General features: G+C 47.4%; 18 protein-coding genes and 1 pseudogene. 5 read left to right on the top strand and 14 right to left on the bottom strand.

What is annotated here, in order from left to right:
• Window positions 1-89 precede the first annotated feature (89 nt).
• From N5P32_RS13770 to N5P32_RS13730, 9 genes are read right to left on the bottom strand one after another with little or no spacing between them, the layout of a single operon-like run.
• Window positions 90-833, bottom strand: coding sequence for a metal ABC transporter substrate-binding protein (locus tag N5P32_RS13770; protein ID WP_265729604.1), 744 nt, complete (start codon window positions 831-833; stop codon window positions 90-92).
• Window positions 824-1,720, bottom strand: coding sequence for a metal ABC transporter permease (locus N5P32_RS13765; protein ID WP_265729603.1), 897 nt, complete (start codon window positions 1,718-1,720; stop codon window positions 824-826). The genes N5P32_RS13770 and N5P32_RS13765 overlap by 10 nt, the downstream gene beginning before the upstream one ends.
• The gene (locus N5P32_RS13760) at window positions 1,710-2,408 is read right to left on the bottom strand and encodes a metal ABC transporter ATP-binding protein (RefSeq protein ID WP_265729602.1); all 699 of its coding nucleotides are present in this window, start codon (window positions 2,406-2,408) and stop codon (window positions 1,710-1,712) included. Before N5P32_RS13760 ends, N5P32_RS13765 begins: the two co-directional genes overlap by 11 nt.
• The gene (locus N5P32_RS13755; RefSeq protein ID WP_265729601.1) at window positions 2,405-3,256 is read right to left on the bottom strand and encodes a metal ABC transporter solute-binding protein, Zn/Mn family; all 852 of its coding nucleotides are present in this window, start codon (window positions 3,254-3,256) and stop codon (window positions 2,405-2,407) included. Before N5P32_RS13755 ends, N5P32_RS13760 begins: the two co-directional genes overlap by 4 nt.
• An 8-nt stretch (window positions 3,257-3,264) precedes the next feature.
• Window positions 3,265-3,705: an SH3 domain-containing protein gene (locus tag N5P32_RS13750; protein WP_265729600.1), complete on the bottom strand. Its 441-nt coding sequence runs from the start codon at window positions 3,703-3,705 to the stop codon at window positions 3,265-3,267.
• Window positions 3,692-3,997: a hypothetical protein gene (locus N5P32_RS13745; protein ID WP_133564527.1), complete on the bottom strand. Its 306-nt coding sequence runs from the start codon at window positions 3,995-3,997 to the stop codon at window positions 3,692-3,694. Before N5P32_RS13745 ends, N5P32_RS13750 begins: the two co-directional genes overlap by 14 nt.
• The gene (locus N5P32_RS13740; RefSeq protein WP_265729599.1) at window positions 3,997-4,806 is read right to left on the bottom strand and encodes a DUF4198 domain-containing protein; all 810 of its coding nucleotides are present in this window, start codon (window positions 4,804-4,806) and stop codon (window positions 3,997-3,999) included. Before N5P32_RS13740 ends, N5P32_RS13745 begins: the two co-directional genes overlap by 1 nt.
• Window positions 4,807-4,822: 16 nt before the next feature.
• The gene (locus N5P32_RS13735; RefSeq protein WP_265729598.1) at window positions 4,823-5,296 is read right to left on the bottom strand and encodes a DUF2271 domain-containing protein; all 474 of its coding nucleotides are present in this window, start codon (window positions 5,294-5,296) and stop codon (window positions 4,823-4,825) included.
• A gap of 14 nt (window positions 5,297-5,310) precedes the next feature.
• Entirely contained in the window at window positions 5,311-5,916 is a 606-nt protein-coding gene (locus N5P32_RS13730; RefSeq protein ID WP_265729597.1) for a PepSY-associated TM helix domain-containing protein, read from the bottom strand.
• A gap of 107 nt (window positions 5,917-6,023) precedes the next feature.
• Between N5P32_RS13730 and N5P32_RS13725 the strand changes: the two genes are divergently transcribed.
• Entirely contained in the window at window positions 6,024-7,715 is a 1,692-nt protein-coding gene (locus N5P32_RS13725; protein WP_265729596.1) for an NADPH cytochrome P450 oxidoreductase family protein, read from the top strand.
• A gap of 41 nt (window positions 7,716-7,756) precedes the next feature.
• Here the strand turns inward: N5P32_RS13725 and N5P32_RS13720 are convergent, their stop codons facing one another.
• The 5 genes and pseudogenes from N5P32_RS13720 to N5P32_RS13700 all read right to left on the bottom strand — a co-directional run bounded on the left by N5P32_RS13720 (window position 7,757) and on the right by N5P32_RS13700 (window position 12,093).
• Complete coding sequence (locus N5P32_RS13720; RefSeq protein ID WP_265729595.1) at window positions 7,757-8,917, bottom strand: GNAT family N-acetyltransferase; 1,161 nt, start codon at window positions 8,915-8,917, stop codon at window positions 7,757-7,759.
• A 35-nt stretch (window positions 8,918-8,952) separates the two neighbouring features.
• Window positions 8,953-9,765: a shikimate dehydrogenase gene (aroE, locus tag N5P32_RS13715; RefSeq protein WP_265729594.1), complete on the bottom strand. Its 813-nt coding sequence runs from the start codon at window positions 9,763-9,765 to the stop codon at window positions 8,953-8,955.
• A gap of 46 nt (window positions 9,766-9,811) precedes the next feature.
• Complete coding sequence (hemF, locus tag N5P32_RS13710; protein ID WP_265729593.1) at window positions 9,812-10,765, bottom strand: oxygen-dependent coproporphyrinogen oxidase; 954 nt, start codon at window positions 10,763-10,765, stop codon at window positions 9,812-9,814.
• A gap of 103 nt (window positions 10,766-10,868) precedes the next feature.
• Window positions 10,869-11,806, bottom strand: a pseudogene (gene lpxM / locus N5P32_RS13705) (lauroyl-Kdo(2)-lipid IV(A) myristoyltransferase).
• An 80-nt stretch (window positions 11,807-11,886) separates the two neighbouring features.
• On the bottom strand, window positions 11,887-12,093 hold the full coding sequence (locus N5P32_RS13700; RefSeq protein ID WP_265729592.1) for a hypothetical protein: 207 nt from the start codon (window positions 12,091-12,093) through the stop codon (window positions 11,887-11,889).
• 635 nt (window positions 12,094-12,728) lie between these two features.
• Between N5P32_RS13700 and N5P32_RS13695 the strand changes: the two genes are divergently transcribed.
• Genes N5P32_RS13695 through N5P32_RS13680 form a run of 4 tightly spaced genes read left to right on the top strand, consistent with a single transcriptional unit; the run spans window position 12,729 to window position 15,650 of the window.
• A complete protein-coding gene (locus tag N5P32_RS13695) occupies window positions 12,729-13,535 on the top strand; it encodes a transporter substrate-binding domain-containing protein (protein WP_265729591.1) in 807 nt (268 codons plus the stop codon).
• Window positions 13,536-13,590: 55 nt separating this feature from the next.
• Complete coding sequence (locus N5P32_RS13690; RefSeq protein ID WP_265729590.1) at window positions 13,591-14,253, top strand: amino acid ABC transporter permease; 663 nt, start codon at window positions 13,591-13,593, stop codon at window positions 14,251-14,253.
• 15 nt (window positions 14,254-14,268) lie between these two features.
• A complete protein-coding gene (locus N5P32_RS13685) occupies window positions 14,269-14,931 on the top strand; it encodes an amino acid ABC transporter permease (RefSeq protein WP_265729589.1) in 663 nt (220 codons plus the stop codon).
• A complete protein-coding gene (locus N5P32_RS13680; RefSeq protein WP_265729588.1) occupies window positions 14,928-15,650 on the top strand; it encodes an amino acid ABC transporter ATP-binding protein in 723 nt (240 codons plus the stop codon). The genes N5P32_RS13685 and N5P32_RS13680 overlap by 4 nt, the downstream gene beginning before the upstream one ends.
• The last annotated feature ends 41 nt before the right edge of the window (window positions 15,651-15,691 follow it).

Here is a 15,691-nt window from a genome sequence, read left to right as displayed (position 1 = left end):
AAGCGGAGCCCTGAAAACAGAGCTCCGCTTTGGTAGACGAGCAAGATAGTCGAGAGAAAAACGCTCTATTAGAGCGTTAAAAACAGCTGTTACGGCATGGATTGGATGGTTTGCTGCCAGCGTTCGATAAACGACACATCACTATAGCGACTGAAGTCGTCTACCTGCCAAGTGCTTGCTGAAGCCTTGCTTGAGAGAGTGATCATGTTTAACCCCTCTGCGTCAGAAGGATCAAGGGTGGGCAGCAATAACCCCTTGCTAAACGGCTCTAATGACGACTTATCCAGATGAATGGCGTCGTAACCCTTCATAAGTAATGCATCATCAATGTCCAGTGCTAACTGACGTAACGCAGCGCTAGTCGCTTGATAGTTTTGACTGATCTGCTCTGCATACTCTGGCCACAGGGTGGATAAGTCTCGCTTTAAAATGCCGAGCATGAGTAAGGCGTTATTGGTGTTTAGCCAGAAGTATTCATCGGCTTGATGGGTCGCCACTTGCTCCCCACCAGGAATCATAGCCTTGGCAATATCAATCGGCACAATGCGAATATTGCGACTGCGCAAAGGCACGTAAAATGCGAGGTCTGGACGCATAGAGCTGATGTTGACGATGGCATCAAAGTGCTCCATGGGCTCCGTTGCTGAGCGATTTAACCAACTCGGTATACGGTTGATCGGTAAGCGAGTAGGGGGTAAGTAGGTAACCTCAATGGGCGTATTTTCGACTAAAGTGCGACTCATGCTATGAGCGATTGGTGACACTGTCGCAATATTGGCAGCTTGACCAATATTGGCAAGTAACATGAAGAGGCTAACAAAGATTATACGCATGCCGGTTGTCCTTCTTTACGCAATGAATAAACAGAGATGGCGATAACAAACCAAACACACGCCACCAGAATGATGGCAGGGCCTGTACCAATCGCCCATTTCATATACATAGGCAGCACTACACCAATGAGGGCGCTGGTGGTAGCAATCAAAACGGAATAACCCACCATACCTCTCAAGTCTCTCGCCATTAATCTGGCGCTGGCGGCTGGGATTAACAGCAGAGCCCCGACCAAGATGGCGCCGATGATTTTGACAGCGGCCACCGTGACCAATGCAATCAGAAGCACAAAGCCATAATCATGTAGCGTGGTACGAATGCGGCGAGACCTAGCAATATCGGGACTGAGGGCATTTAAATACGCCTCGTTGGCACTGAAAAACGCGAGGACTAACACCACGCTGGTGATGATAGCTAATATCACTAAGTCATAGGCAGAGGCCGTTAAGATAGAGCCAAACAACACTTGTTCCACTAGGTGTGCATTAATCTTCTTCGCGACAAACATCAGTAATGCTGCCCCGAGCGCCAAAGCAAAGGCTAGGAACACCCCAATCAAAGCATCATAGGGAACAGTCGTTCGGCCTCGGACCCATTGCAGTGTTAGAGCAAACAGGACTGAGAAAGCGAATAAACTGATCCATGGTTCGGTTACGGGCTCTCCCATCAAAATGCCAATAGAGACACCAGTTAACGCACTGTGTCCAACCGCTTCAGATAAGAACGCCAGGCGCTTTACTACCACCAAGGTGCCTAATAAACCGAGTAGAGGGCCGATCATCAGGCAGGCGATAAAAGCATTGACCACAAAGCCATAACTGAACATGGTCGGTAACATGCCAGCGTCCACTAGCCCTGAAAAGAAACTGTGCAGATTAGCTAGCATGACGAAGACCTATATGATGACTGTTTATCTTGGTAAAAATAGCGTCAGGAAAATCGTGGTGCTGTAAGCTCCCATCAATCCATGACAGGGTATCGCAATGAGCCTGTAAGATTTGCCAGTCATGTTCGATCATAATGAGTGAGCCGCCCTCCGCTTTAAAGGCGCTAAGAATCTCGATAATTTGTTCTCGACCCGCCTTATCGACCCCTGCAAGCGGCTCATCCAGCAATAAAATATCGGGCTTGTTCACTAGGGCGCACGCTAATAGGATGCGCTGGCGCTCCCCTGACGATAGGGTGCCAAGGCGCTTACTGAGCAGCCCTTTAATGTTAACTTTTTCAATGACTTGCTCTATGTTGGGGTTGCCACGATAGCGACGCCACACAGGCTGCCTATCGCAATGCATTCGCAAGAAATCCAGCGCCGTCACGGGAAGAGATGCATCAAAAGGTGATAACTGAGGCATGTAGCCGATCTGTCCGCGATCCGACGGCCAATGTAAGGCGATTTCCCCCACATGATTGTGAAGGCCGGCAATGGCTTTGAGTAAGGTGCTTTTACCACCGCCATTGGGGCCAGCAATACCGTGCCACAAGCCGCCCTTCAGTTGCAGGCTTAGTGGTGTTATGAGGACTTGTCCTTTTACTGTGACACCGACATTAGATAAATGAAGACTTGGTCCCATCATGAACTCAGTGCCTCGGCAAGTTTGCTCAAATTGTGCCCCATTTCTTGCTCGACTTGGTCTTTGCTATAAGCGCCATGGGTCATATGGCTGAAGTAATAAATTTTGATCCCTGTCTCACGTTCAATCAGATCCACGTATTTGTTTTCCATGTTCAGCTCGGTGAACAGTACATCAATGTTCTGCTGACGAATGGTTTCGATGGTTTCTTCCAGTTGTGATGCGGTTGGCGCAACACCGTGGGCTGGCTCGATTACCGCAGAGACGGTTAAGCCGAACTCTTGAAGTAAATAAGCGTAGGCGCCATGAGTACTGGCAATGCGCAGCTTGCTGACGTCTTTATTCAACAGTGCTTGCTGAACCGGTTTCTTTAACGCTCTTAGCGTTTTCGCGTATTGCAGCGCATTCTTGAGGAAGTATGATTTGTTGTCTGGATCCAAAGCACCCAACTCTTTAGCAATGGTATAAACCTGACGAATAGCGGCATCAATGGAGACAAAGGTATGGGGGTTTACTTTTTCATCGTGCCCGATCAGAGGGACATCTCTGTTGGCGTAAATGACGGTCAGGTTCTTTGGTTGGAGACGATCAACGGTATTGGTCGCAAACATGTCGTGACCGATGCCATTCACGACTAGGGCATCAAGATTGTTCAAACGCTCGATATCGGCAGGGTTTAGCTGGTAATTATGTGGGTTAAAACCACTGTCGATCAGCGGCAGCACATCGGCTTTGTCTCCCACGATATTGCTCACGTAGGAATAGTAAGGGTGCAATGTGATGCCAACTTGCAAGCGGGCGCTTGCCTGAGAGCTGAGTAACACCAAAAGACTGAGTAAAAGTAAACGCATGGGGGTTCCTATTGGTTAAGCAAATGCCAATCAAGTGAAGCGTGGCAGTCAACGGCTTGTTCTGATGGTGCCCAGTGAGCATCCCAGCCTTCTTCGTGACGTTCGACAACAAACACATATTGTCCTTGGAACAGGCTAAAGCAATGTTCGTCTAGCTGAATGAATGACTGATTTTGATATGTAGGGAAAGGGAGATCGGCCAACTGATAAGGTGCATTGATCAACTCGGCTTCTTCCAGCAATTCGATTTCCTCTACCGCGTTGCTCACCTGAGTCGCTAGGTTGCTGAATTGATTAGGCAGTTCCGATAAGGCATTTTGAGGTGAGGAATGAATCAGAGAAAGCAAGCCGATGGCACAAGCAAGCACCACAACACATACCAATAGGAAGTTACGAGTCTCCCCGCGACCATCCGCCGGTGCAATGATCTCAATATTAGAATTCGGCATAGTCGAACTCAGCAGGATCTTCGTGGCCTGGATCGAAGATTAAATAATATTCACCCTCTGGCTGAGCGAGACGAATTTCACCATCGTCATCTGTGGTAAGAGTTTGCAGTACGTCATCGTCATAGCTACGAACTTCCACTTGCTCGTTGTAGGCGGCTGAACCATCGCTGTACGCAGCCACGCAAACCACTTCTTGTTGATCCAGTTGACAATCTAAGGTCGGGTAATGAGCCATGGCTTTGCTCGAAAGCAAGGCCACTGCGCTACCCAGTATTAAGGCAGCTTTGGTCATTATTCGTATACCACTTCAAAGGTGTAGAACACAGTGTAGGCTTCTTTGTCAGCCAGTGGGTCACTGCTTGGGCCGCTGTAAGAAACCGCAGCGTTGTAACGACCTGCATTGTCTAGAGTGAATCTTGCAACACCAGATTTATCCGTGCTGACTTCAACAGGCTCTGCCGCAATGCCGTAAATGGCGGATTCCGCTTTCACGACCACTTTAGCACCCGCTAATGGCTTACCATCCATCAGGGTTTTGATTTCGATTTCTTCGCCGTTGATGTAATCAGCTGGGTGAGTCACTGGCACCATTTCAAAGCCTTGGTTGCTTGGCTTCAATACCGTATCTGTTGGTGCTTTGCTGGTGATGTATGTCACACCCGTGCGGCCCATTTTAGTGGTTTCGATGTTTTTCGCATCCGCAGGGATTTGATCGGCCATTTCTTTCTGGTTGCCACGTAGACGCTTACGAGTGTTACGTTCACCGATTTCATACGTGGTCATGTAACCCGCCATGCTGGAACCGTAGGTGATTTTGTAAGTGCCTTCTTCAGTAACGGCCAGATCAAATGACGTACGAGTTGCGCCTTTTACCATGGTGCCAAGGTCACGAATACGCTTACCATCAGGACCGTAAACTGTGACATTGTCAGGAGAAACCGCTTTATCAAAACGGTAAACGTCATGCGTTGCAGTGACGTCAACCGCAACATTGGCAGGCACAGCTGACAGGATAGATTTGCTTGGTAACACCATTAGGTCGTGAGCAAAGCTTGAGCTTGCCGCAACGACAGCCAAAGCACAAAGACTTGTCTTGAACATATTCAATCCTAACTATTTAGGGGTTAATGGAAATTTGGATGGGGCCGATTTCGGCATCCGCCGGGATGCTGTACGCTTGCGCGTTATTTAGATCGATGTTGGTTTTCACTAAAGAGCGACCGCCATTTTCTCGGGCCGCTTCGACGTACAGGGTGAACTCGCTCCAGTCGCCAAGATCTAAAGTTTCTTGGTAATGACCAGGACCTTTTGTCGCACCGGTTAAACTGTCAACGTGGTCATCATAGCGGCCAATTTTGCGCCACCAGCGACGCAGGTCTTTCAGCCATTTGTCTTCTTGTCCTTGTAGGTGCCAGACCAGTAGCGGCTTAGATTCTTTACCTTGCTCAGCCCAAATAGCCACATAAGGGCGGGCATACTTTCCCGTTGTCACTTGAGGAATATCAAAAGACACCTCCATTGACGCGGCATGCGTGATACCAGCAAAACTTAGCGTTGCGGCCAACATAGAGGTTTTAAACAGTGAGCGCATCAAGCTCTCCTTTGTTAATGCATTAGAAAAATGGTCACTACCATGACAATTGACCCGAGCCCAACCCAGCTCAGTGTGCTTTGTCGTTGTAAGGCGTTGGTCAATAGCAGCCACAGTCCAGTGGCGCAAAAAACGAACATACAAATACCCGCTAAGTCCGAAAGAAAGCGCCAAAACCCCGTCACGTGTTTGCCACGGTGTAAGTTGTTGAGCATTTCTAAAAATGGCAAATCGAGCACAAACAACTCAGCGACCTCATCCTCTGGGTAAACTTCAACGGTATAGCTACCCTCCGGTGTCTCTAGGGTGAGAATCAGCAGGGACTCTTCGAGTTCCCAGCTTATCTCGATGTCAATTCCATGAATGCCATGCTCTTTGTCCAGCCAACTTAAGACACTTAAAGCCGTTTTCGCTGACTCCGTTTGCCAATCCTGCTCAAGTAAATATTCTGGCAAATCAAAAGTTTGATTTGCCTTTACCGTCTCTCCCAAGTGCCAGGTGGTATGATTCAACAACACCCCAGTTATAGAAAAAAACAGCATCAGCAATAAAACTGGCGCAGCGCTGTAAATATGTAGCCATCGTGCCCAGCGGTTGATGATTGAGAGTCTGGTTGTCATTAAATAGCATTCAAATGTGTTTTTGTTTGCTAATGATAATCGCTTACAACTATTTTTTTCAATATAATAATAATCATTATCAAAAAGTTTTTATAACGGAGCCGTCAGTGTCATCCTCTTGGCAAATCAAAACGATAAGACAGATTGAACCCGCGATGCGGTTGGTGTGTTTGGGAATGCTATTTGGACTTGGTTATATTTGGGCCACTTTAGAGTTTGGCATGAGCCACCCATTACCCTTGTATTCCTCACTTGATACTCTGATTAGTTTTGAGTTCTCAGGGCATTTTGTATACCAGCTGCAAGAGGGGATGTTGGCGCATGTCTCTGAGAGCGAAGTGGGGCATGTGTTTACCCAAAGAGAATGGTTTTTTATCGTTGGCGTCCTGATTTCTAGCCAAGTATTACTGGCCGCTGTGATGCTTTTTTGCTTGGTTATCATGCTCAATAAAGTCTATCGCCTTTATGCTGCCGTCACTTTGTTTTCCTGTGGTTTGCTTATCGTTTCACCACTCTATTTATTACCAAATTGGGGAGTGGTATTGCCATGGTGGGAATTACTAAGACTTATGGTCGCGTTGCTTTGCACACATTGGGCCGCCAGATTTTTACCTATCGCCCAGACCAACAATCAGGCGCTTATTGTCTACGCCAGCCAAACGGGTAGTGCGAAGTATTTGGCGCAGCGCCTACATGATACCACCCATGCACTGATGGACATTGCCTGTATCTCGACCCTGACCGAGCAAACATTGCAGCGTTATCAACGGGTCTTCTTTGTGGTGAGTACCTATGGGCAAGGAGAAGCACCCGACAGCGCTCGACGGTTCGTTAATACATTGCAAGAGGCCAACTCGGCTGCCTCTCACACCCAGTTCAGTGTGCTCGCATTGGGGGATCGAACGTACCAAACATTTTGTGCATTCGGTCATTATTTGTCTGAATTACTAGAAAAAAAAGGCTACCAAAGGGCCATTCCAACAACGGAAATCGATCGAATGGATCCCCAAGGGGTCGCTCATTGGTGGCAGCAAGTAGGGGAATTGCTTGGTATTCATACTGCGTCTGAATTATTTGAATACGATGACTATACGGTGGTGGCGAACGAATGCTTGAACCCAGGACAAGTGCATCGCTTGGCTCATCGAGTGACATTGTTTTGTGCCAATGCGCGCTACGAAGCCGGTGATCTATTGGCAGTACAGCCTGAGCAAAAAGATGAGCACGAACGTCTGTACTCGATTGCATCCTACGAAGACAACACAATAGAGCTGTTAGTGCGTCAGCATATCCGTACGGATGGAACCATTGGGCTGGCGTCGGGGATGCTGAGTCAGTTGACACCTGGTAATCGTATTTCAGCCAGTGTGCGTGAGCATGTTACTTTCCACCCAAAGGAAAATGTACCATGGATTATGATTGCCGCAGGTACTGGACTGGCCCCCTTTATAAGCTTTTTAAAAAAACGCCAAGCGTCTCAAGACAAAGCACCATGTTGGTTATTTTTTGGTGAGCAATACGAAGAACATGATGACTATTTTGCACAAGATCTTCTTTCGCTCCAAGAGTTAGGAGTACTTAACCGGTTTGATCGAGCATGGTCACGCAGTGATGGGGTCTATGTTCCTAATCTGTTACAGCAGTCACGCAACGACATTCGGCACTGGGTGACCGAACAGGGGGCGAATGTTTATGTGTGCGGCAGTCGAGAGGGATTCGGGCAGTCTGTTCTGATGACTCTGCAAGACATTCTTCCAGAACCACAATGGCAGTCTCAATTTCACACAGATTTGTATTAATCTCATCTCTGTTAGCCTGCTAATTAGATTGAAAGGGATTACTAGCTTTCCCGCTTAAACGGCAACAGAGCGTGGGTATCTTGATGATACTCGCGCACGGCTTGCGCTTCTTCTTCGCAGAAGTTGCCAATGGCGTCACGGAAGCCTTCGTGGGCGATGTAGTGAATGCTGTGACTGAAAACAGGCTCGAAGCCTCGGGCGATTTTGTGTTCCCCTTGGGTGCCAGGATCAAAATGCTGTAACCCTTTTTCCAAGCAAAACTCAATGCCTTGGTAATAACAGGCTTCAAAGTGCAGGCAATCCACTTCTTCCATGCAGCCCCAATAACGACCATACAAAGAATGATCATCAAAGAAGCACCAAGAGGCGGCGATGGTTTCGCCTTCTCGAAAGGCTTGTACCAAGAGGATTTGGTCGCCCATGTTTTCGGCTAGTTGCCCGAAAAATTCGCGAGCGAGGTAACCTTGTTGTCCACGCTTGGCGTAAGTGGATTGGTAACACAGGTAAAAGAAATCAATCTCGTCCGACGTTAAATCGCTGCCGATGGTTCGAGTCAGCTTGATGCCTTCTTTGGCGATTTTTTCTCGTTCCTTACGGGCGGTTTTTCGCTTACGACTGGAGAAATGCGACAAGTAGTCGTCCATGTCTTTGTAGTCACGGTTGAACCAATGAAACTGACAAGATATTCGATGCAGTAGATCTTTGTTGGGTGCGAATAACGCCGCGTGTTCTGGCTTGGTAAATAACAGATGCCAACTGGAGAAATTCCGCTCTTGGTTGGCTTGAGTCATGAGATCAGCCAACGCAGGGTACAGATGAGAAAACGCCACATCATCGCCGTTTGGGTCAAGGTGAGAAAACAGCCGCACACCCGTCACAGGGGAAAAAGGAATCGCCCAAATACGCTTAGGGAAGTAGCGCATGCCGTAGCGTTGGTAGGCATCCGCCCATGACCAGTCGAAGACAAATTCGCCTTGGGAGTGGGTTTTTAAATAGGTTGGAGCGATAGCGAGCGGACTGTCGTCATCGTCCATCACCAACAAGTATTCAGGATACCAGCCCGTTCCATCGCCGATGCTTTTGCTTTGTTCTAACGCCTGATGAAAAGCAAATTGCGCAAACGGATAACGCGTTTCCCCAATAGCCGCTTGCCATTTGGCTTCGCCTATTTGATCAACCGAATTGAACCACTGCACTTTCATACTGCTTTCCTTTATGAGAGCCCCTTGCGCGACGCTCAGTTAGCGGCTTCCATTTGCTGGCGCATCGACTCGACCAAACTGGCGGTGTCAGGGCGTACTTGTCGCCACAAATAAAACGCTTCGGCGGCTTGTCCAACCAGCATACCTAAACCATCTGCCCCGTCAGCGCCACGTTCATGCGCCCATTGTAAAAACACGGTTCGCTCTTTGCCGTACATCATGTCATAGCACCAGGTTTCGGGGCTCACTAATTCGTCTTTTAATGGCGGCAGACTGCCAGATAAACTCGCGGAGGTACCATTGATGATGACATCAAAAGCGCCTTCAAGCGCGTCAAAAGACGACGCCAGACAATCAAATTGATCCGCTAAAGCTTGGGCTTTTTCAAGAGTACGATTGGCGATGGTGACAGATTCTGGATTCTCCGCCAAAACAGGCTCAAGCACGCCTCGCACCGCGCCACCAGCGCCCAAAATAAGAATGCGTTTGCCGGTCAAGCTCTGCTTTTGGTTTTCGACAATGTCTCTCACCATGCCAATTCCGTCGGTATTGTCGCCGAACAGGTCGCCATTTTTGCCCATCAGCAAAGTATTCACCGCACCGGCTTGCTTTGCTCTTTGGCTTAAAATATCGCACATGGCATAGGCGCGTTCTTTAAACGGTACCGTCACGTTTAGGCCTTTGCCGTCTTTTTTCAAAAAGTCTCTGACTTGGTTTTCAAACTCGACCTCGTCACCCAACAAAGTCGAATACACCAACTCTTGTTTCGTTTGCTCTGCAAAATAGGTGTGAATACTGGGCGATTTACTGTGAGCAATGGGGTTTCCTGCAACGGCGTACTGATCCAAAATGCGTCCTCTTAACAACGTTAAACGGCGATAATCGCGCTATTTATTAACCCAATGTGACAAGATTAAGCCAATCTTTTGACGTCAGATAATAGTCGGTCAATTTGGCTTCTTCGCTGCCAGACTCCAGCTGATACTCGTATGTCCAGCGCACTTCAGGCGGTAAAGACATCAAGATAGATTCGGTTCGACCCAAGCCGCTTTGCAATCCGAAATGCGTGCCGCGGTCAAACACCAAGTTGAATTCAACATATCGACCACGACGATGCAATTGGAAGTCGCGCTGTTGTTCGGTAAACGGCAAGTCTTTGCGGCGCTTCAACACAGGTAAGTACGCCTCAGTGTAGGCGTTACCCACGGCCTGCATCATCGCAAAACATTGCTCAAAAGAACCTTCGTTAAAGTCATCGAAAAACAAACCGCCAATACCACGAGGCTCGCCACGGTGTTTCAAATAAAAGTATTCATCGCACCAAGTTTTAAAGCGAGCATAATACCCTTCGCCAAAGGGTTCAACGGCATTGAAAGCCGTTTGATGCCAATGGACACAGTCTTCATCAAATCCATAATAAGGAGTCAGATCAAACCCGCCACCAAACCACCAAACTGGCGCCATACCCTCTTTATACACAATGAATAAACGCACATTAGCATGGGAAGTGGGTGCAAATGGGTTATTGGGATGAATCACCAAAGACACCCCCATGGCTTCAAAACGACCACCCGCAAGTTCAGGGCGATCAGCAGTCGCAGACGGCGGAAGGTTATCGCCCATAACATGTGAAAAGTTCACCCCGCCTTTTTCGATCACATCGCCGCCCGCGATCACTCGCGTTCGTCCACCGCCGCCATTAGGGCGATCCCATGCGTCTTCTTTAAATCGTGCCGAAGGTTCAACGCTTTCTAAAGACGAACAAATATGATCTTGAAGAGACAGGAGATACGCTTTAACGGCTTGAACATCGAGATTCGTTTCCGTAGCGGGTGAACTTGCTGACATGAAATGCTCCATCTTGTTGTGTCTTGGATCGAATAAATAAAAACGGCCTACTCATTAAGGCCGTAGTTTACCACTGAAAAGACACGTATCGTGAAGGAACTCTTTAATAAAGACGCGAACCGTCTGGACGAGTGCGCAGTAAATTCAACACCCACATGTACTGTTCTGGGTGTTTAGAGATCATCGCTTCCAGCGCTTGGTTCATGATCAAGGCGTCCGTTTCTTCGCTGCCACTGGGGAAATTTTCCAAAGGAGGGGAGATAAACAATTCATACCGGCCAGTGTCGGCATTGTAAGCAGGGAGCATAGGAACGACTTTCGCATTGCTCAATTTTGCCAATTTCCCCAAGCCTTTCATGGTGGCTTTGTTTGCAGCAAAAAAAGGCGTGAACACTGAATGCTGGGCTCCCAAATCTTCATCTGGTAAGTAATACCCTAAATACCCCTCTTTGATAGAAGACATAAAGGGCTTAATACCCGCACTACGGCAATACACACGCGCATCGTAGCGGATGCGTTGTAAATGAATCAGCCAATTCAATATTGGATTTTTTTGGATGCGAATCATGGCAACAGTCTTATGACCTTTTGCCGTCAACATAACGCCCGCGTAATCAATGGCCCAACAATGCGGAACCAAAGCAATGACATTTTGATCACTATTCAAAAGCGGGAACAGATGCTCACCACCGATAATATTGCAACGATTTTCACAGTGTCGTTTACTGCGGACAATCAGCTCGCCATACGCAATGAAAAACTGCGCTGCCGTTTGAAAGCTTCTTTTAGAAGGGTTTCACGCTCTTCCAGCGATTTATCCGGAAAGCATTGCTCCAAGTTAATACGAGCTCTTTTAAGCGCACCGCTTTTTGTATGCAGCAATCGACAGGCGATCCAGCTGGCCAACTTGTCGCGCCAACACACAGGTAAATACGCGATCAGTAACGCGAAAAACACGCCCAACCACGTCAGCCAATACTTAGGCAAAAGAAAACGCCACTCAAAAGTGGGATTGTATAAGTGCTTTTCGGCTGAACTCATTAAGCAAACTTTTCGCATGAATTATGAAAGCTTGATGATACATCAATCATAAAATGCCTCAAATTAATATCTTACTGGTTTTACTTATATCGACTGCGCCACTCAAACAAAGCTTTATCAAAGACATCGGGCTGATTCGTGCCTTGCACTAAAATCGAAGCGCCATGGAGACTAGCCAGTAATTGACTCCCTTGCATGAATCCTGCGTTTTTATCAACCTTATCCAAACGCACAAATACGTGAGTCAACCAATCTAAGATCAGCGATGTCTCGGAAGCTAAGTGCATTGAAGCGACAGTCGATCTAGCAAGGTTCTAATTGTGACGCTCTTAACTGTATTAAAGAACGTGTTGCTCAGGGTCATAACGTTTAGACGAATGACGATTTGCTCTTCGTTTATGTGCAGTTTCGAGGAAAATTTCAAAGCACCTTAACCTGTCTTTTCCGATGGCCCCAATAAAGTCTGATAACAAATGCCTATAAACTACAAATTACTCATGATATTCGTGCCTCTTCACTATGTTCAGGCTCCACTGCCCCTTAATACTCCATCCATTGGCTCTCATTTCCTGTTTAATATAGGCCTACTAATGCCTTAAAAATTGGTTGAAATAGCTCACAGCTCACTCTCAGAGAATTCTGCTGTTGGTCTACACAAGCCCGGCCTGCAGCATTTCTTTTCTTTGCCTATAAAACTTTAACATACTGTTTTAAAAGGCTATTTCTTTATAATATATCTGAAATAAAGTGCCACTATCGCTGCGACATCCACCTTCAGTCTCATGGTTTTTTTGACATACCGTGCCGTCGAATTTTCCTCTACTGCAAATTTTTTGCACAACTTTATTGACGACTACATACGTCAAGTGTATTTTGGATACAAAATACATAATTAATAAAAACCAATAGAGGAACAAATACGATGAAACATCAATTAACAGCTTTACTAGCAACGACTGCCATGATGGTGGCAGCATACGCTCAAGCTGACACGCTCGATAATGTGGTTGATCGCGGCACCTTACGTTGTGGTGTGGTATTGGATTTCCCACCCATTGGCTACCGCGATGCGAACAATGAACCCGCTGGCTTTGATGTGGAATACTGCCAAGATTTGGCGAAGTCATTAGAAGTCGAGGCAGAAATCATGCCTGTGACCTGGTCTGAGCGTTTGCCTGTGATTGCTACTGGTCGTGCAGACGTAGTGTTCGGAGCGACGTCCGACACATTAGCTCGTGCTCGTACGGTTGGTTTTAGTATTCCGTACGCAATTTACTTTTCTCAAGGTGTGGTGAATGCCAAGAGTGGCATCAGCTCTTTTGAAGATATTCACGGTAAACGCGTTGCCGCAGCCTTAGGAACCATGCCTGAACAAGAATGGTTGAAAATCGCTGAACAGTGGGGCGAAACAAACCTGTACCAAAGCTACCAGTCAGAAAACGAAGTGTTCCTAGCTGTGGCGCAAGGTAAGGCGGATATTGGCTTAACCACAAACACTGCTGTGAAAGCCATCACTCAGCAATATGACAGCCTAGACTCAGGTCCACGTATGCCTTGGACACCGGACTACACCTCGATTGTAGGTAAACGCCAAGACGTGACTTGGTTGAACTACCTAAACCTATTCGTCACTCACCAAGTGAGATCTGGTCGTTACGATGAGTTGTGGAGTAAATACGTGGGTGCTGACCAAGCCCCTGAACTACGCATCCCTGGCGTACTTTACTAAGTACTCAATGCGCATGCGCCTTACGCTTTAGTGAGGCGCTTTACGAGGTAGATCTATGTTTGATTACAATTTTCATTGGCGGCCAGTATTAAAGACCTTGCCCGATTTGATTCAAGCAGGCCTAACCACCTTAGAAGTAGCGGTACTTTCGATGGTCATTGGCATCATCTTAGGGTTGGGGTTAGCGCTGATTAGGATGCACATGAAAGGCCCGTTAAGGTGGTTTACAGTGGCATGGATTGAGATGGCCCGTAACACACCGGCGCTGTTCCAATTATTCTTTTTTGGTTTTGGTCTGGGTGCGATCGGTATTAACTTGACGCCTTACACCATTATTTTAGCAGGCCTAAGTTTTAACTGTGCAGGCTATCTGGCCGAAAACTTTCGCGGTGGTTTTCAAGCGGTGCCCGATACACAACTGAAAGCGGCCCGTTGTTTGGGGATGAACGCGTGGCAAGCCTATACACGCATAGTGATCCCACAAGTTTTTAAGGTGATTTACCACCCGATTACAAACCAAATGGTTTGGGCGGTATTGATGTCTTCATTGGGCATGCTGATTGGCTTTCGTGAACTCAGTGGTGAAACGCAATTCTTTGCCAGCCGTACGTTCCGTATTTTCGAGTACTTTGCCGTCACCGCAGTGCTGTATTACGTCATCGTCAAAATCATTTTGGCGGTCAGTCGTTTACTCGCTATGCGGCTATTCCGCTACTAAATAAGGGGGCACAAGATGCAAAACTCTATTAGCTTCTTCACTGGATTCGGTATTAATGATTTATGGTTCTTAGGCGAAGCGGCTTTGAAGACGCTTTGGATATCAGTGTTATCCATCAGTGTGGGCACGCTACTTGGTACCTTTTTTGGTTGGGTTTTGCACGAAGGTAAGCTCGCGGCAACTCTAACCATTGCACCTGTACTAGACGTATTTCGCTCGGTTCCGCTGATTATACAGTTAGTACTGTTCTATAACTTCGCGCCCATTATTGGCTTGAACTTTGATCCGTTTTTGTCAGGTGTGGTGATTCTAACCTTCTATACCGCTTCTTTGGTAGCAAACGTCGCTCGTGGAGGCATTGAAGCCGTACCACAATCAATGCGCCGGGCATCACGCTCATTGGGTATGAGCTATTGGCAGGATCTGTTTCACGTGGTCTTACCGATTGGTGGTCGCGCCGTGTTTCCCGCTTGGATCGGCGTCGTCTTAGGCGTGATGAAGGACAGTGCGTTGGTATCCGTTCTAGGCTATGTGGAGCTACTGAAAGCGAGCCAGGTATTGATCACACGAACGCAGGAACCTCTTCTTATTCTCGCGATCGCAGGGGCATTTTATTTCGCTCTGTCCTACCCGATTTCGCGTTACGCAAACAAATTTGAACAAAGGTGGTCAAAATGATTCAAGTTCGCGACCTACACAAGCACTTTGGCGATTTACACGTCCTCAAAGGCATTAATCTAGACGTTAATAAAGGTGAGGTGCTATCGGTCATCGGCTCTTCTGGTTCCGGCAAATCCACCTTGTTGTACTGCCTAAACAGCCTAGAACAAATCCAGCAAGGTTCTGTTCATGTGGATGGTATCGACGTTCATGCCAAAAGCACTGGCGTGAATACGCTGCGCCAAAAGCTAGGCATGGTGTTTCAACAATGGAACAGTTTCCCACATCTGACGGTGTTGGAAAACGTTGCTCTATCACCGCGTATTGTGAAGGGAAAGTCTAAAGAAGAAGCCATCGCGATGGCTGAAAAACAACTCAAGCACGTAGGCTTGGGTGATAAATTTAAACACTATCCCAACTCGTTATCTGGTGGACAACAGCAGCGTCTTGCCATTGCTCGCGCGTTAGCGATGGAACCGGAATATATGCTGTTTGATGAAGCAACTTCTGCGCTGGACCCAGAAAAAGTAGGGGAAGTACTCGATACCATGCGCCTATTGGCAGAAGAGGGTATGACCATGATTTGTGTCACCCATGAAATGGGCTTCGCCAAAGAAGTTTCTGACCGCGTCGCCTATTTCCATAATGGCATTATGGAAGAAATCGGGCCACCTGAGCAGCTTTTTGGCAGCCCTCAATCCGAACACACGCGTAAGTTTCTTGCCAACGTACGCTAGCGTAAAAAAAGGGTTGAGAGGTAGGCTCTCTCCCATACCAA

The sequence above is a fragment of the Marinomonas pontica genome (assembly GCF_026191375.1).
Classification (GTDB): Bacteria; Pseudomonadota; Gammaproteobacteria; order Pseudomonadales; family Marinomonadaceae; genus Marinomonas; species Marinomonas pontica.
The sequence above is the reverse complement of the archived record's forward strand: the minus strand, read 5'-3'. Positions and strand labels throughout refer to the sequence as shown.

Bases quoted from the DNA above. Each gene is read 5' to 3' on its own strand.
- N5P32_RS13760 (WP_265729602.1), bottom strand. From the start codon at position 2,408: ATGATGGGACCAAGTCTTCATTTATCTAATGTCGGTGTCACAGTAAAA.
- N5P32_RS13685 (WP_265729589.1), top strand. From the start codon at position 14,269: ATGCAAAACTCTATTAGCTTCTTCACTGGATTCGGTATTAATGATTTA.
- N5P32_RS13750 (WP_265729600.1), bottom strand. From the start codon at position 3,705: ATGCCGAATTCTAATATTGAGATCATTGCACCGGCGGATGGTCGCGGG.
- N5P32_RS13695 (WP_265729591.1), top strand. From the start codon at position 12,729: ATGAAACATCAATTAACAGCTTTACTAGCAACGACTGCCATGATGGTG.
- N5P32_RS13770 (WP_265729604.1), bottom strand. From the start codon at position 833: ATGCGTATAATCTTTGTTAGCCTCTTCATGTTACTTGCCAATATTGGT.
- N5P32_RS13730 (WP_265729597.1), bottom strand. From the start codon at position 5,916: ATGACAACCAGACTCTCAATCATCAACCGCTGGGCACGATGGCTACAT.
- N5P32_RS13700 (WP_265729592.1), bottom strand. From the start codon at position 12,093: ATGCACTTAGCTTCCGAGACATCGCTGATCTTAGATTGGTTGACTCAC.
- N5P32_RS13765 (WP_265729603.1), bottom strand. From the start codon at position 1,720: ATGCTAGCTAATCTGCACAGTTTCTTTTCAGGGCTAGTGGACGCTGGC.
- N5P32_RS13690 (WP_265729590.1), top strand. From the start codon at position 13,591: ATGTTTGATTACAATTTTCATTGGCGGCCAGTATTAAAGACCTTGCCC.
- hemF (WP_265729593.1), bottom strand. From the start codon at position 10,765: ATGTCAGCAAGTTCACCCGCTACGGAAACGAATCTCGATGTTCAAGCC.
- N5P32_RS13740 (WP_265729599.1), bottom strand. From the start codon at position 4,806: ATGTTCAAGACAAGTCTTTGTGCTTTGGCTGTCGTTGCGGCAAGCTCA.
- N5P32_RS13735 (WP_265729598.1), bottom strand. From the start codon at position 5,296: ATGCGCTCACTGTTTAAAACCTCTATGTTGGCCGCAACGCTAAGTTTT.
- N5P32_RS13745 (WP_133564527.1), bottom strand. From the start codon at position 3,997: ATGACCAAAGCTGCCTTAATACTGGGTAGCGCAGTGGCCTTGCTTTCG.
- N5P32_RS13680 (WP_265729588.1), top strand. From the start codon at position 14,928: ATGATTCAAGTTCGCGACCTACACAAGCACTTTGGCGATTTACACGTC.
- N5P32_RS13755 (WP_265729601.1), bottom strand. From the start codon at position 3,256: ATGCGTTTACTTTTACTCAGTCTTTTGGTGTTACTCAGCTCTCAGGCA.
- N5P32_RS13720 (WP_265729595.1), bottom strand. From the start codon at position 8,917: ATGAAAGTGCAGTGGTTCAATTCGGTTGATCAAATAGGCGAAGCCAAA.